This is a genomic window from Humibacillus xanthopallidus (assembly GCF_006716675.1).
In the GTDB taxonomy this organism is placed as follows: Bacteria; Actinomycetota; Actinomycetes; order Actinomycetales; family Dermatophilaceae; genus Humibacillus; species Humibacillus xanthopallidus_B.
The window spans coordinates 1,578,021-1,592,194 of sequence record NZ_VFPM01000001.1; the positions used below are offsets into that span (position 1 = coordinate 1,578,021).

General features: G+C 70.4%; 10 protein-coding genes. 5 read left to right on the top strand and 5 right to left on the bottom strand.

Annotation, left to right across the window (positions count from 1 at the left end; translation table 11 throughout):
* Window positions 1-4: 4 nt before the first annotated feature.
* Window positions 5-1,114: an App1 family protein gene (locus FBY41_RS06930; RefSeq protein WP_141842579.1), complete on the bottom strand. Its 1,110-nt coding sequence runs from the start codon at window positions 1,112-1,114 to the stop codon at window positions 5-7.
* 86 nt (window positions 1,115-1,200) lie between these two features.
* Between FBY41_RS06930 and FBY41_RS06935 the strand changes: the two genes are divergently transcribed.
* The 3 genes from FBY41_RS06935 to FBY41_RS06945 all read left to right on the top strand — a co-directional run bounded on the left by FBY41_RS06935 (window position 1,201) and on the right by FBY41_RS06945 (window position 5,079).
* Entirely contained in the window at window positions 1,201-1,836 is a 636-nt protein-coding gene (locus FBY41_RS06935) for an N-acetyltransferase (protein ID WP_221629214.1), read from the top strand.
* A 172-nt stretch (window positions 1,837-2,008) separates the two neighbouring features.
* Window positions 2,009-3,106, top strand: coding sequence for a hypothetical protein (locus FBY41_RS06940; RefSeq protein WP_141842581.1), 1,098 nt, complete (start codon window positions 2,009-2,011; stop codon window positions 3,104-3,106).
* A 35-nt stretch (window positions 3,107-3,141) separates the two neighbouring features.
* A complete protein-coding gene (locus FBY41_RS06945; protein WP_260439596.1) occupies window positions 3,142-5,079 on the top strand; it encodes a penicillin-binding transpeptidase domain-containing protein in 1,938 nt (645 codons plus the stop codon).
* Window positions 5,080-5,189: 110 nt separating this feature from the next.
* Here the strand turns inward: FBY41_RS06945 and FBY41_RS06950 are convergent, their stop codons facing one another.
* The 4 genes from FBY41_RS06950 to FBY41_RS06965 all read right to left on the bottom strand — a co-directional run bounded on the left by FBY41_RS06950 (window position 5,190) and on the right by FBY41_RS06965 (window position 11,482).
* Window positions 5,190-5,378, bottom strand: a complete 189-nt coding sequence (locus tag FBY41_RS06950) for a hypothetical protein (protein ID WP_141842582.1) — start codon at window positions 5,376-5,378, stop codon at window positions 5,190-5,192.
* 345 nt (window positions 5,379-5,723) lie between these two features.
* Window positions 5,724-7,019, bottom strand: coding sequence for a serine hydrolase domain-containing protein (locus tag FBY41_RS06955; RefSeq protein ID WP_141842583.1), 1,296 nt, complete (start codon window positions 7,017-7,019; stop codon window positions 5,724-5,726).
* Window positions 7,016-8,614: a D-alanyl-D-alanine carboxypeptidase/D-alanyl-D-alanine endopeptidase gene (gene dacB / locus FBY41_RS06960; RefSeq protein WP_141842584.1), complete on the bottom strand. Its 1,599-nt coding sequence runs from the start codon at window positions 8,612-8,614 to the stop codon at window positions 7,016-7,018. Before dacB ends, FBY41_RS06955 begins: the two co-directional genes overlap by 4 nt.
* A gap of 90 nt (window positions 8,615-8,704) precedes the next feature.
* Window positions 8,705-11,482, bottom strand: coding sequence for a hypothetical protein (locus FBY41_RS06965; RefSeq protein ID WP_141842585.1), 2,778 nt, complete (start codon window positions 11,480-11,482; stop codon window positions 8,705-8,707).
* A 159-nt stretch (window positions 11,483-11,641) separates the two neighbouring features.
* On the opposite strand from FBY41_RS06965, the gene FBY41_RS06970 reads away from it, so the two are divergent.
* Window positions 11,642-13,429, top strand: coding sequence for an ATP-binding protein (locus FBY41_RS06970; RefSeq protein WP_141842586.1), 1,788 nt, complete (start codon window positions 11,642-11,644; stop codon window positions 13,427-13,429).
* Window positions 13,417-14,064, top strand: coding sequence for a response regulator transcription factor (locus tag FBY41_RS06975; protein ID WP_141842587.1), 648 nt, complete (start codon window positions 13,417-13,419; stop codon window positions 14,062-14,064). Before FBY41_RS06970 ends, FBY41_RS06975 begins: the two co-directional genes overlap by 13 nt.
* The last annotated feature ends 110 nt before the right edge of the window (window positions 14,065-14,174 follow it).

Genomic DNA, 14,174 nt, shown 5'->3' on the forward strand with positions numbered 1-14,174 from the left:
GGCGTCAGGGGGCGGGTTGTCGCTGGGGACGTGAGGGCTGCTCGTGCTCGGCCACGGGGTCGCCGACCCGGCCCTGCTCGGTGAGCGTGCGCAGGAGGCCGTACCCGTCGGGCGCCGAGAAGGTCGCCACCGTGCGCGGTCCCATCGTGCGGGCCGGCGCGTCGATCTTCATCGGGTTGCTCAGCACCTGCTCGGTCGGCGAGAGGTGCCGGATGCAGATGGCGTCGACCCGGTCGGGGCGCGCCTCGGCGAACTCGGCGTAGAGCTGCGGGTCGTGCTGCCCGTCGTCGCCGAAGAGCAGCCACTTGATGTCGGGGAAGTCGCGGGCGAGCCGGTGGAGGCACGTGCGCTTGTGGTCGCGACCGCTGCGGAACCACCCGGTGTTGGTCGGGCCCCAGTCGGTCAGCATGAGCGGCCCGAGCGGGAAGCCGTTCTCGAGGAGGAACCGGTTGAGGGTCGCGGCGGTGTTCCACGCGCCGGTCGAGACGTAGACGATCGGCGCCCCGGGGTGGGCGGCGAGGAGGCGGCGATACATCGGCGCCATGCCGGGCACCGCGTGGCGGGCCTTGCCGCGGCGCACGAAGGTGTTGAAGGCCGCGATCATCGGGCGCGGCAGCATCGTCGTGATGACGGTGTCGTCGATGTCGCTGACGAGGCCGAAGCGCACGTCGTCGCCGACGATGAAGACGTCGGCCGCGACCGGGGCGGTGCCCTGGGCCTCGACGACGACCTGCTGCCAGCCCGGGGCGAGACCGTGGTCGCGCGCGACGATGTCGACGTGACCGCCGCGGTCGGAGCGGCCGTAGATCTCGCGGTCACCGGCAGTGACCTTGACCGGCACCCCCGTCGCCGGCGAGGTGAGGAAGGCCCGCCAGCCCCGGTCGTAGTGGGCGGGGCTCAGCGCACCGGTCGCGTCCTGACGGCTCTCCGGGCCCTCCGTGCTCTCACGACCCTTGCGCCCGAGGAGGATTCGCGCGAAGACACGCACGAAGGAGGGCGAGCCGTAGCCGACGTGGGTGATGACGCGGTTGCCCCAGCCCCGGCTGCGGAGCACGCGCTCGATCTGCTCGTGGACGGTGTCCTCGACGATGGCGGCCGCGTGCGGTCGTGACATGTGCTCAACCTACCTGCAGCGGGCGACGCCCGTCGGGTGGTGGGATCGGTGGGCGCAGCGGCCACGTCCGTTGTTGGATGGGCGGCGTGCACCCCATCGCGCAGGTCCTGAGCAACGCCGCCCACGGCGAGTTCCCCGACGTCGACGGCGCGTGGGAGCGCGTCGACCCGTGGCACGAGGGGGTCGAGGGCGTCGTGGCGCTGACCGGCCACGCCCTCATCGCCGTGGCCGACGACGTGGCCGACGCGCGCATCGATGCCCTGGGCGCCAACGGATTCGGCGGAGCCACGAACCCCCGGCTCGTCGCCGGCCTCGCGGGTGACGGCTGGATCGACGCCCTGGACGTCGTGCTCGTCGCGAACGGGCTCGGCGGGGAGCCCACCCTCGTGCCCCGCAGCGACCTGCGCAACCACCCACGCGCCGAGCACGCCACCGCGGTGCGCACCGGCGTCGCCACCTTCGGGTATGCCGCCGCCGACGACCACACCCTCGTCACCCTCGCGACGGGGCTGGGCGGACTGCCCGAGCTCGGCATCGAGGTCGACCCGCGCAAGGGCCACACCGGCGCCGAGGTCACCCAGGCGGCACTGACCCTCGTGCCGCGCGAGCAGGTCGTCGTCGCGGCCTGCGCCCCGGGCAACGCCCGAGCCCTGCGCGCGGCGTTGGCCGCCGGCTTCGAGCCGGTCGCCTCGGTACAGCTGTGGAGACCCCACCGCCCCTGAGCGGCCCCGGAGCACCGGCTCTCCCCCATCGAAAGAGCACTCCGTCGCCACAACCCCAATCGAAAGAGCACTCCGTCGGCGCATCCCGATCGAGAGAGCACTCCGTCGGTGGCCGATAACAGTCCTGCCCTTCCGATTGCAGGATGTCGGCATCTCATGATCGGATCTGCGGGTGGACGACGCCGTCGAGGTCCCCGACGAGGCGATCAGCCGGCCGGCTGACCGTCCTGTGCGCCGACCCCTGCGCAGTCGCGTGTGGCCCGTCGCCCCCCTCGCCTTCGCCGGGTGGTGGGTCGTCGGAGCCCTCCCGTGGGTCGTCACCGGCCTTCACATCACGCCGCGACTGACCACCGCGCGGGAGCTGCCTCCGGAGGACTACCTCTCGACCCTGCCCTTCCTCACGAGCCAGCTGCCCCTGCTCGTCGTCCTCACGCTCTGCGCCGGGGCCGTCTCGGCGTTGGCGGTCCTGTGGTCGACACCCCATGGCACCAAGCGAATCCGCAGAACGCTTGCAGCTCTGTCCGGCGCCCTCGCGGCCACTGCCTACACGGTGGTCCAGTCCGCAGGCGCCGCGCGGCAGTCCGCCGGCACCTTCGACGGCGACGCACGCGTGCTACGCCCTCTCATCGTCCTGGCCGTGGGGTGCAGCCTCGTCGGCTTCGCGCTCGGCCTCTGCGTCGCCTACGGGAAGCCGGTGCTGCGCGCGCTCGCCGCGGCCCCGCTCGCTGTCCTCACCGTGAACTGGTTGTCGGCCCTCACCGTGGCGCTGCTCGGCTCCGCTGCCGCCTACCGCTTCGTCGGGCAGACCCGGTGGCTCGTCGGCATCCTGCTCGGCCTCGCCCTCGCAACCGTGGGTCTGCGCCCCGCCCGCCGCGTCATCACGTGGGTCCTCGCCCTCGCGATGGTCTGGGTGCTCGAGGCCGCCATCACCATGCTCGTCAACATCACCGTGCTCCTCCGCCCGGGCTACGGACTGCCCGGCACGGTGCGCGAGGTCGCTGCCGCCGGGCAGGACGTCTTCGTGCAGGCTCTCCTCGCCTACCGCCCCGGCCCGCTCGTGCTGGCCGTCGTCATCGGGCTCGCCGGCTCGCTGCTCCTGCCCCGAATCCGGCCTGTCGGCGACGGCTGGCGTGAAGGTCCGGCCGGGCCCGGTCAGGGGGCGCCGACCACCCCGGCGGCTCCCAGTCCGGAGCCGACGCAGCCACTCACGGACGAGCCGTTGGCGCCCGAGCCGGCCGGACGGCATACCGGCGACGCGTCAGCGCGATGACAACCGCGCACAGAGGCGGCACGTACGGTGTGCCCATGTCTGGCCCCCACCGCACCCGACGCGCCCGATCGACCGTTGCTGCCGCCCTCGGTGGCGTGCTCGTGCTCGGAATCGGTGCCGGCTGCTCGCTCTTCGAGCAGGCGCCGCCTCCTGAGGACGCCGCGAAGGCGCTGGCGACCGGCCTCGCCAAGGCCGACCTGTCGGGTGTGACGTTCTCGGGCTCGACGAAGCCCGCGGCGGCAACCGCCTTCGTCGCCAAGGCCTACAAGGACCTCGGCACGCTGCGCCCCGAGGTCACCGTCACCTCGGTCAAGGCCAACGACGCCAAGGACGCCGCGACCGCGACCCTCCAGACCCGCTGGGACGTCTCCGCGTCGCCGACCGACTGGACCTACTCCACCACCGTGCCGATGCGCCTCGTCGACAACGTGTGGCAGGTCGCGTGGTCGCCCGCGGTCGTGGCGCCGCAGCTCACCGCCGACGAGACGCTGGCGATGAAGCGCACGTGGCCTCGCCGCGCCGACATCGTCGACGCCAACGGCGCCAAGCTCATGACGGAGCGTGAGGTCGCCGTCATCGGCATCGACAAGTCGAAGGTGTCGGGTGCCGCCGCCGCGTCGTCCGCCAAGCAGCTCGCTGGCCTCGTCGGCATCGACCCGGGCCGGTATGCCGCGAAGGTGTCGGCCGCCGGTAGCAAGGCCTTTGTCGAGGCGATCACGTTGCGATCCGACGACCCGGTGCTGGAGAAGCAGGGAGCGGCCATCGATGCCGTCAAGGGGGCGCTGACCGTGCCGGCGCTCAAGGTGCTCGGGCCCACCCGCACCTTCGCCGCCCCGATCCTCGGCTCCGTCGGCGAGGCGACGGCCGAGCAGGTCAAGGACTCCGGTGGGGTGCTCCAGGCCGGTGACGACGTGGGTCAGAGCGGGCTGGAGTACCGCTATGACGAGCAGCTGCGCGGCACGCCCGGGCTGTCCATGCGCGCCGTCAAGCACGGCGCCGACGGCAGCGTCATCGACCAGCGCGAGCTCTTCGCCGAGGTCTCGACCGAGGGCGAGCCCCTCAAGGTCAGCCTCGACTCGCGCGCCCAGACCGCGGCCGAGGCCGCCCTCGCCAAGCAGACCGCCCGGCCCACCGCCCTCGTCGTCGTCAAGGTGTCGACGGGCGAGGTGCTCGCCGCGGCCGTCGGCCCCGGCGCCAAGGGCTCGACGCTGGCACTCGCCGGCAAGGCGGCCCCGGGATCGACGTTCAAGATCGTCAGCTCGCTCGCCCTCGTGCGCAAGGGCGCGACGGCCGAGACGAAGCTGCCGTGCACCGAGACGCTGACCGTCAACGGGCGCCGCTTCAGCAACTACACGACCTACCCGAAGGACAAGCTGGGCGACATCCCGATGCAGACGGCGCTCGCCTACTCGTGCAACACGGCCTTCATCAGCCAGCACGAGAAGGTCAGCCAGGACGACCTGACGAGTGCCGCCCAGTCGCTCGGCATGGGCGAGAAGCTCGACCTGCCCTTCACCGGGTTCCTCGGGTCGGTGCCGGCCACCGACGACGTCGTCGAGCACGCGGCCTCCTTCATCGGGCAGGGCAAGGTCGAGGCGTCACCGCTGACGATGGCTCTCGTCGTCGCGTCCGTCATGAAGGGGCAGACGGTGCGGCCCAGCCTCGTGGCCGGAGCGCCCGCGCTGCCCGCACCCGCCACACCGCTCGACCCCAAAGAGGCCGAGGTGCTGCGCCAGGAGATGCGTGCCGTGGTCGACGAGGGGTCCGGCACCGTGCTCAAGCCGGTGGGCGTCGAGTTCGCCAAGACGGGCACCGCGGAGTTCGGCACGAAGAGCCCGCCCGACACCCACACGTGGATGGTCGCCGGCAAGGGTGACCTCGCGATCGCCGCCTACAACGAGGTCGGCGACAACGGCGTCACCGGGTCCGCCCCCTTCATCCTCAGCTTCCTCAAGGCCTACACCCCGAGCTGACGATCGACAGAGCGATCCGTCCGCCCTCCCGTCGAGTGCCCATTTCCCGACGCCGTATGCCCGTCAGGAAGTGAGCACTCGAGCGGCCGTCACGGTCGGCCGGGTAGCAGTCACTGCTGGTAGGGAATGACATAGTTGAGGTAGCGCAGCGCCTTGAGCGTGTGGCCCGGCACGGAGTGGACGTCGCGATGGACGACGACATCCCGGTAGCCGGGCTCATCGGCCGTGACCTGGAACTCCTCGACGTCGAGCCCGGTCTTCGCCGTGCCGTAGGACGGCCTCAGATCCTTGAAGACCATCATCCTGATGGTGGCGACGCCGTTCAACCAGCCCTTCGCATACGAGAAGTCAGACCGACGGAGTTCCACCGGCAGGGCTTCTCCACGGGGCGCTGTTGGTGAAGGTGCCATGCAGCGTCCACTCGTCGACGAAGGTCCCCGGTGGATGAAACCGGCTGCGTGGAGGGCGCCGTCGCGGGTGGGGCGGTCGAAGTGGAGCTCGATGCCGTCCGCGGGGTTCTCCAGGCTGGAGCCGGGCAAGTAGCAGCCGACCCAGCTCCCGGACATGATGGGGCGCCGGGGCCCCTGTCTGCACGGTGGGCACGGGGCTCCCGGCGTTCTGCGGCAGCGACCTGCTCGACGACGTCACGTGGACGTTGGGGTCGGCGTCGATGACGTGGTCTCCGCAGGCGTCGCCGACGATCCGTAGAGCGTGGCGATGACCGCCTTGGCCACCACGACCGCGGCGTTCTCGCCCTTGATCGGAGACGCCGACAGGTTGACGCCGATGATGATGGTGTCGTCGGTGGCGAGGTTGTGGACCATGAAGCTCGAGTAGCCGGGGAGCTGACCGTCGTGGCCCAGGACACCCGGCGCGAACTGCGCGATGCCCAGGCCGTAGCCGACCCCGCTCGGCTGACCCGCGACGGTGGGCTTGATGCTGTCGATGCGCAGCTTCTGCGTCTCGGGCTTGAGCAGCCCGCCCGTGACGAGCGCCTTCGCATAGACCGCGAGGTCGCGCGGGGTTGAGATGGCGCCGCCCGCGGTCCACGCCCACGACGGGCTCGCCTCTGTCTGGTCGATCGGCAGCAGCGTCCCGTCGGACACCTGCGGGAGGCGGTCGCTCGGCACGGCATACGAGTCGATCGTGTCGACGTTGGTGCCGAACTGGTAGCCGCGTGCGTGGGGCGTGGGGATCGACGCGTCGTCGGCGGCGGGCAGGGACGTGTTCTTCAAGCCGAGTGGCTCGAAGATCCTCTTCTCGAACGCCTCCGAGGCGCTCATTCCGGTGACCTTCTCGATCACGGCGCCGAGGAGCACGGTGTTGGTGTTGCTGTACTCGAACTGCGTCCCCGGTTCGAAGTTGGCGGGGTGGCGCAGGGCGATCGCGAGCAGCTCGTCGGGTGTCCAGGCCTTCTGGGGGTCGTCATCGAGGGTCTTGTTGAAGCCGGGGTCGAACGTGTAGCTGTAGAGCCCACTCCTCATCTCCGACAGCTGGGCGATCGTGATGTTCTCGCCGTTCGGGACATCGGGCCGGAAGTCGGAGATGGGGTCGTCGAGCGAGATCGACCCCTCCTCGACGAGCTGGAGGATGACGGTAGAGGTCATCGTCTTGGCGTTGCTGCCGATCCTCAGGTGGTCATCGAGCGACATCGGCACCGTGGCGCCGAGCTGCGCCGTGCCGAACGTCGCCGACCAGCTGCCCTTGCCGGGCGACTCGATCAGCACGACAGCACCCGGGATGGCGTTCTCCTTCATGATCTCGGGGATCTGCGTCTGCAACGTCGACGCGTAGTCAGGCGCTGCGGACGTGGACGCCGGGCCCGAGCCGGTGGGCGCCGGCTGGGTCGCCGGGGTGACGCCGCCCCCGCACCCCGCCAGGGACATCGTGGCGGCGACCAGTGGCACCGCGATCACCGGCACTCTCGAAGGACGTCTCATGATCTACCCTTTGCGCCACGAGGGCCCCAGATGGCGGCAGCGACCCGGCCGAGGTCGGTGTTGACCTGCAGGACGTCGTCGATGGACGAGGCCGGCACGTAGTTGACGACCAGCGAGAACGCCAGCAGCTGGCCGTTGCTCGTGTCGATGTAGCCGGCCAGGGCCTTGCTCGGCATGAGGAGCCGGTTGTTGAGGAGGTCACCGGCGGCGAGGGTGCCGGTCTTGGCCTGGACGTGTCCGGCGGCGGGGCTGTCGGGCACGACCATGGCGAGCGAGCCGTCCCGGCCGAGGACCGGCAGGCTGGCCCGGAACCGCGCGAAGTCCGGTCGGGTCTGGAAGTAGCGGAGCAGGGCGACGGTGGCCGTCGGGGTCACCACGTCGCCGAGCGAGCCACCCTGTCCGTCGTTGAGCACCACCTGCTCGACGGGCACGCGCGCCACGTCGCGCAGGAAGTCGCGCTCGACCTCAAGCCCGTCGAGGCAGTCGGTCGAACCCGCACGGACGGCGAGGAGGCAGACGGTCAGGTTGGCCCCGAGGTTGTGGCTGACTTTGAGGATGAGCTTGACGTACTCCGAGAACACCGGCGAGACGTAGGCTGCGACCCGGTTGCCGGCGGCATACGACGACTTCGGCGGCAGCGCACCCGAGGGGTTGGCGCCCGAGGCGCTCACGTCGACCGTGACGCCCGCCAGGCGCAGCGCGTCGATGAACGCGGAGCGGGCGAAGGCCGCCGGGTCCTCGACCTGCTGGACGTGCAGCAGGGGCGGCGTGATCCCCATCGGCACCTGACCCGTCAGCTCGATGCGCCCCGGAGCCACGACCCTTGAGGTCACCTGAGCCGGCTGCCCTGCCTCGACGGTGCGGACGGTGGAGGTCACGGTGTAGGCCGACGTGTGGGGCCGGTAGTCCAGCTTCGCCGGCTGGCCCACGGCTGTGGGAGTCGACACCATGTCGATGAGGTTGTCGTTGATGACGATCGGGGTCGCGGGCGCCTCGGCGTTCTGCTCGCGGTCGAGCTGGAAGAGCCGGTCGTCGATGATGACGTCGCCGGACACTCGCGTGACGCCGGAGGCCTTGACCTGGCTCGCCAGCTGGTTGAGCCCGCCGAGTGGGTCCTCGGGGATCAGGGTGGCGCCCGGGATGCCGTTGGCGTCGTTGTGGTCGAGGTTGGCGAAGCTCACCGAGCCGTCGGCCTTCGTGCGGCCCCCCATGGTGAGGTCACCCGAGGCGACGAGGACGAGGTCGCCGGCCAACGTGCCGTTCGTCATCGCGCCCTGCCGATAGACCGGCGTCGTGAAGCGGTGGTCGGGGCCGAAGGTGTGCCAGGCCGCGCCCAAGCTGTAGAGCTTGGCCGTCGAGGCCGGCACGAAGAACTGCCGCTCGTTGAGCTGCATCTCGTTGCGGCCGGTCTTGAGGTTGTAGGTCAGCAGACCCCACCGGGAGCTGGAGTAGCGCGCGGAGTCCATGACCTGCGTGACGTCGTTCGGGAGCCCCTGCCCGGCCGCGGGTGACCCCCCTGGGCTGCAGGCGGCCACGGCCAGGATCAGGGCGCCGGCGACGGCGGCCACCAGCGCGGTGCGGATCGGTCGAGCCATGATTCTCCTCGAGGTGACTGCGATGGGACGGAGTCGGGGGTCGTGCTGCGGCACGGCCCGCCGACTCCGGGAGCGGATGGGTGGTGTCGGTCAGGGGACGCCGGGCGGGGATGCAGGCGCCATCGGGATCGTGGCGTCGGTCTGCCCCTTCCACTGGCACAGGATCGTGTAGTTGTGCGGCAGGGAGGGGATGAACTGCGTCTTCGACATCCCGAGGCCTCCCTGGTCCGGGTCGCCGTCGACCTGCACGGGGTCGAACATCCGCTCCATGACCTCCGCGGGCGGGTATGCGTGTCCGCTCCACTGCGGGCTGTTGGGCTCCTTCAGCCCCATGACGTAGACCTGCGACGTCGGCCAGAGCGTCCACGCCTGCGTCCGGGGGTCGGGCTGGCGGAGGCTGACGCGGGCGTCGAGGGTCGAGCCGTCGAGAGGGAGGTACCTGCCTCGACGCAGGACGGCGACCGCGTCCTCGGGGGCGTCGTTGAAGGTGTAGAAGGCGCCGCAGTAGTAGTAGTTGGTGAAGTCGTCGGGGTTCGTCGTGGGGTAGTAGGTCTCGCCGAGGTCGTAGGCGGCGTAGGCTAGGGGGCTGGCCTGGGTCCAGACCGCGCGGTCGTTGGCGCGCTTGAGAGCGGCCGTCGCGAGCTTCGACCAGCGCTCGTCGCTGGCCCCGCAGACCCCCTCCGGCCTGGCGGTCGTGAAGCACCAGTTGCCGACGCGCTGCAGCTTGGACCAGTCGGCCACGACGAGGTCGCCCATGATGGTGAGGTTGGCTATGGCGGCGTCCGTCCTGCGTCCGATGTGCTCGGCGATCTCGTCACGCTTCAGCGAGAACGTGTCGTAGGCCGGCGGCCCGTCCTTGCTGTGCGCGGCTCCCCACGCGCTGGCCTCGATGAGTCCGGCGGTGGCGTGCAGGGCGTGGGCCAGCTTCTCGGCGACGTTGGCCGACACCGAGAACGCCTTGACGAGCGCTCCGGGGCCGAGTGCGGCCGTGATGCCGACCAGGGCCTTGAACAACCCCTCCCAGTCGAACTCCGCCTCCTTCTGCTCCTTCGCGTCCGAGTAGATCTCGTCGACGATGGCGTTGATGCGGTTCTGGTAGTCGCCCTTCACCGCATCGAGTGGCAGCGCGAGGCTGTCGAGGTTGGAGCGCACGTGTCCGACGAGGACCATCTCGTCGTGCAGCTGCTTCTGGGTCTGTCGGAACTCCTCCGTCGTGAACCTCAGACGAGGCGACGGCGCGGGAGGCGGCACGGAGGCCACCGCCGCTGCCAGCGCGGTCATGGCGGACCCGTCCCGCGCCGCCCCCGACTTGAGCGAGACGTCCGACCAGTACTGCCGCCGCGGGTCGGCGCTGAGCGAGTGGTTGGTGTCCTGCACCTCCTGACGACCCCGCAGGTAGGCGATGACGTTGCCGTTGAGCGCGGGCCAGGTGCCGGTCGGTGTCGACCAGGCGACGGTAGCGAGGTCGTCCTCGACGGGGAGCTCGGCAGAGCCGTTGACGGGGCGGAAGAGCGAGTGCTGGTCGCGGCGCAACACCGCGCGCAGCCGGGCGTTCGGGCCGGCAGCTTCGGAGCCCGCTCCCTCCATAGCTGCGCCGAGCGTCGGGTCGGCCCACCCGACGAGGGTGTAGTCCTGACCCGCGACCCCCACGGTCCGGTTGAAGGTGTCACGGCTCCCGCCCACGGTGGCGACAGCCTCGCTGAGCTGCCTCATGGTCTGCTGGGTCACGCCGTGGCTCATCACGATGTTGCGGTAGGCGGGACTGCGGTAGGACGTCAGCACGGCGAGGTTCCCCGTGCTCGAGGCCAGGCTGCGCAGGTAGACGGTCATCTGCCGGGCCTGGTCGTCCATGCCGGTGTCGAGTGAGTGGCCGTTGCCGCCGGTGCTGAAGGACCTCGCATCGATCACCTTCAAGGTGAGCTTGTCGTAGACCCGCACCATGAAGCCGGCGCCACCGTTGGTCTGGACGGTCTGGAGGTCCTCCGCTCCCGGGCCCCGAGGGCTGCCCACGGTGATGCCGACTCGGCAGTCCGTCGCGGCCACGTTGCAGGTCTCGATGCTGCGGGTGTCGATGGTGGGCCGCTCGTTCGAGACGTAGCGGTAGTTGAGGAACTGGTCGTAGACGAGCAGGCCCGACATCCGCCCCCCGTGGCTGATGCTGCTCCACTTGTACTGCGGCGTGAACTGGCGGCCGTTGACCTTGACCACCGCCGAGAAGCCGCCGGTCGCGCCCGGACGTTGCGCCGCAGCCGGGGAAAGCGTGAGACCCATGGCCTTGAGCACCGGGGTGACCGCCGATGCCGACGGGTCGAAGCCCACCCACCCGGGAGTGTCGTGGCTCGTGACGATGACGAGCGAGGGCACCGGGTCGTTCTGCAGGGCGGTGAGGTCCTTGTCGAGTGCCCCCGCTCGCCCCTTCGTCGACGTCGAGTCGATCTCTATACCGCCGTCAGTGTAGGTGCGGTTCCAGCGCAGCTTGAGGTTCTGCTGCGACAGCACCACGACCTGCCACCGGGCCTGGCGGTAGCTCGGCCTGGAGTTGTCCACCCCCGTGTAGGGCGCCTTGTAGTACGTGCCGCCGACCCGGACGCCGGGGGTGCCGCTGCCCAGCACGTCGGGGATCATCGTGTCGACGACCACGCCGGGAGCCCGCACCGCGGCGGGGTCCTTCAGGTCGGACCAGGGGATCGGGGTGCTGGCGCCTCGCACGGGATCCGCTTGGACGGTCGCCTGGGAGGTCGTCGCCGTCGTGAGCGCTGTGGCCAGGGCCACCGACAGGGCGGCCACGACGGAGACGAAGCGCGGACGCCGGGCGGCGTGCAGGACGACGGGCCTCGCCTCGGCCGGCGACGACAGTTCGTGGGACACGAATACTCCTAGGGCTGACGACATGCCTTTTCCTCAACCCTTTGATCCTGTGCTGCGGACTCACGCCGACCTATGGGGCTAACCCCCCAATATCCGGGATTCCTGCACACGCCCACCCTCATTCCCGCCGTAAACGCATGAGCCTGACAAAGTAATTGCGTGACGAACAATGGGGGCTGGCAACGCGCCAGGCGTCAGCCACAGCAGTCCTTGGTGGTCCTGGGCCTGACCATCGGCATCCTCGTCATGTCCCAGGTGTGCGTGCTCGTCGCGGCCGACGGGGAGAACTGGATCCCGTTCACCCTGCCGGCACTCGCCTCCGTCTACGCGGGGGCGGGGCTCGTGGCCTGGCACCGGCGTCCCCGGAACGGGATGGGCCTCCTGCTGGTCATGGGCGCGCTGGCAAACATCCTGGTCGGCTTCGGCAACAGCGAGATCCGTCCCCTGCAGGTGGTGGGGGCAGTGTTCTCGACGGTGCCTCTCGCCCTGATCATCCACCTGCTCCTCGCCTTCCCCTCGGGCCGGCTCCACGGTGCGGCGTCTCGCGTCATCGTGCTCGGCGCCTACGTCAACAGCGTGTTCCTGCAGGCCCCGTCCTACCTGCTGGCCGGACCTCCCGACGGCCTGCTCGACGGACCGGGGCGCCCTGACGTCATCGCCGCCGCCCGGCTGGCACAACGACTCCTCGGTCTCGTCGTGGAGATCGCCGCAGCCGTCATCCTCAGCCAGCGCCTCCTGGCGATCACCCCGCGACAGCGGCGCGTCTTCGCGCCCCTGGCTCTCTACGGGGTCGTGACGGTCTTCACGATCCCCCTCAGCCGCTACATCGTCGATGCACTGGCCCTGGACCCGGTCACCGTCTTCCTCGTGCAGCTGGTCGCGCTCGCCGGCATCCCAGTGGCCTTCGCCGTCTGCGTACTGCGTGGCGGGTTCGAACCGACCTACGAGGTCGACGACCTCGCGCTGTGGCTGGGGTCCGACGCCCCGGGGTCCGGTCGCCCCCGCATGGCACGCGCCCTCGCGGCAACCCTCGGCGACCCCACCCTGCGAGTGACGTTCGACGAGGCCCCCTTGTCGGCCCCCGGGTCCGCCAACGAGTCCGCCAACGAGTCCGACGCCGAGTCCGCCGCCGACCCCGCCGCCGAGCCCGCCCCCGAGGACGGCGTCGTCCAGGTCGACCTCGACGGCCGGCGCGTCGCCCAGATCACCTACGACCCGGCGCTCATCACCGACCGGCGGCAGGTCGATGCCGCCGCGCGAGTCCTCGCGATCGCCCTCGACCGGGAGCGCTTGACCGACGAGCTCCAGGTCCGCGGCGACGAGCTGCGGCAGTCACGGGTCCGGCTGCTCGAGGCACAGGACCGCGAGCGCCGCCGCATCGTGCGCGACCTTCACGACGGCCTCCAGTCCCAGCTGGTGCTGCTGTCGTGGCGTGCGGCCCGACTCGCGAAGTCCGTCCTCGACGGCGAGGCGGCGGTCGAAGCCCGCGGCCTGCACGACGACCTCGACCAGGTGAGTGGCGAGGTGCGGCGGTTGATCCACGGGTTGATGCCTGCGCTGTTGACGGAGCAGGGGCTCTTTGCAGCCGTCGAGGACCTGAGCGAGGCTCTCCCCGTGCGCGGTCGCGTCGTGCGACGAGGGTCCGACCAAGGACTGCCTGGAGCGGTCGAGACCACCCTCTACTTCGTCGTCGCCGAGTCCCTCACCAATGTGGTCAAGCACGCCCAGGCGCAGTCCGTCGACATCATGCTCGAACGGCACGACGACAGGGTGAAGATCAGCGTGGCGGACGACGGCGTCGGCGGCGCCACGCCCGACGTGGTCACCCGCGGGACCGGCCTTCGGGGCCTGATCGACCGGGTCGACGCCCTCGGCGGCACGCTGTCGCTCGCCAGCCCCGAACGCGGGGGGACCAAGGTCCTGGTGGAGATCCCGTGCGCGCCGTGATCGCCGAGGACCAGGCACTGCTGCGCCACGGCCTCACCTTGACGCTGACCTCGGCCGGCTTCGAGGTGGCTGCGACGGTTGGCGACGGTGCAGCGCTCATCCGGGCCGTCGACACGCACCTGCCCGACCTCGTGGTCACCGACATCCGCATGCCGCCGAGCTTCACCGACGAAGGTCTCGAGGCGGCGCTGGCGATCCGGCGCGCCCACCCGAGCACCGCCATCCTCGTCCTGTCGCAGTTCGTCCAGACGAAGTACGCGTTGGAGCTGATCAACCAGCGACGCGGGGGCGTGGGCTACCTCCTCAAGCAGCGCTTCGCCGACATCGACCGGTTCGAAGCCGACCTGCACCGCATCTGTGCCGGCGAGGTGGTCCTGGACCCCGAGGTGGTGGACCGCCTGATGAAGCCCGGCTCGGCACGCAGGCGCGCCCTGGACCGTCTCACTGACCGGCAACGGGAGGTGCTCGGACTCATGGCCGCAGGACGGAGCAATGCCTCGATCGCCCGTGAGCTGTTCATCTCGGAGAAGGCCGTCATCAACCACATCACCCGGATCTACACCGTGCTCGAACTGGCCCCCAACACCGACGAGCACCGCCGCGTCATCGCCGTCGTCGAATACCTCTCCGGATAGCCGTACGCCGGTAGAGAAGTGAGCACTCGACCAGACCCTTCCCGTCGAGTGCCCAATTTCCGACCCCGTATGCCGGCCGAGAAGTGAGCACTCGACCAGACCCTTCCCGT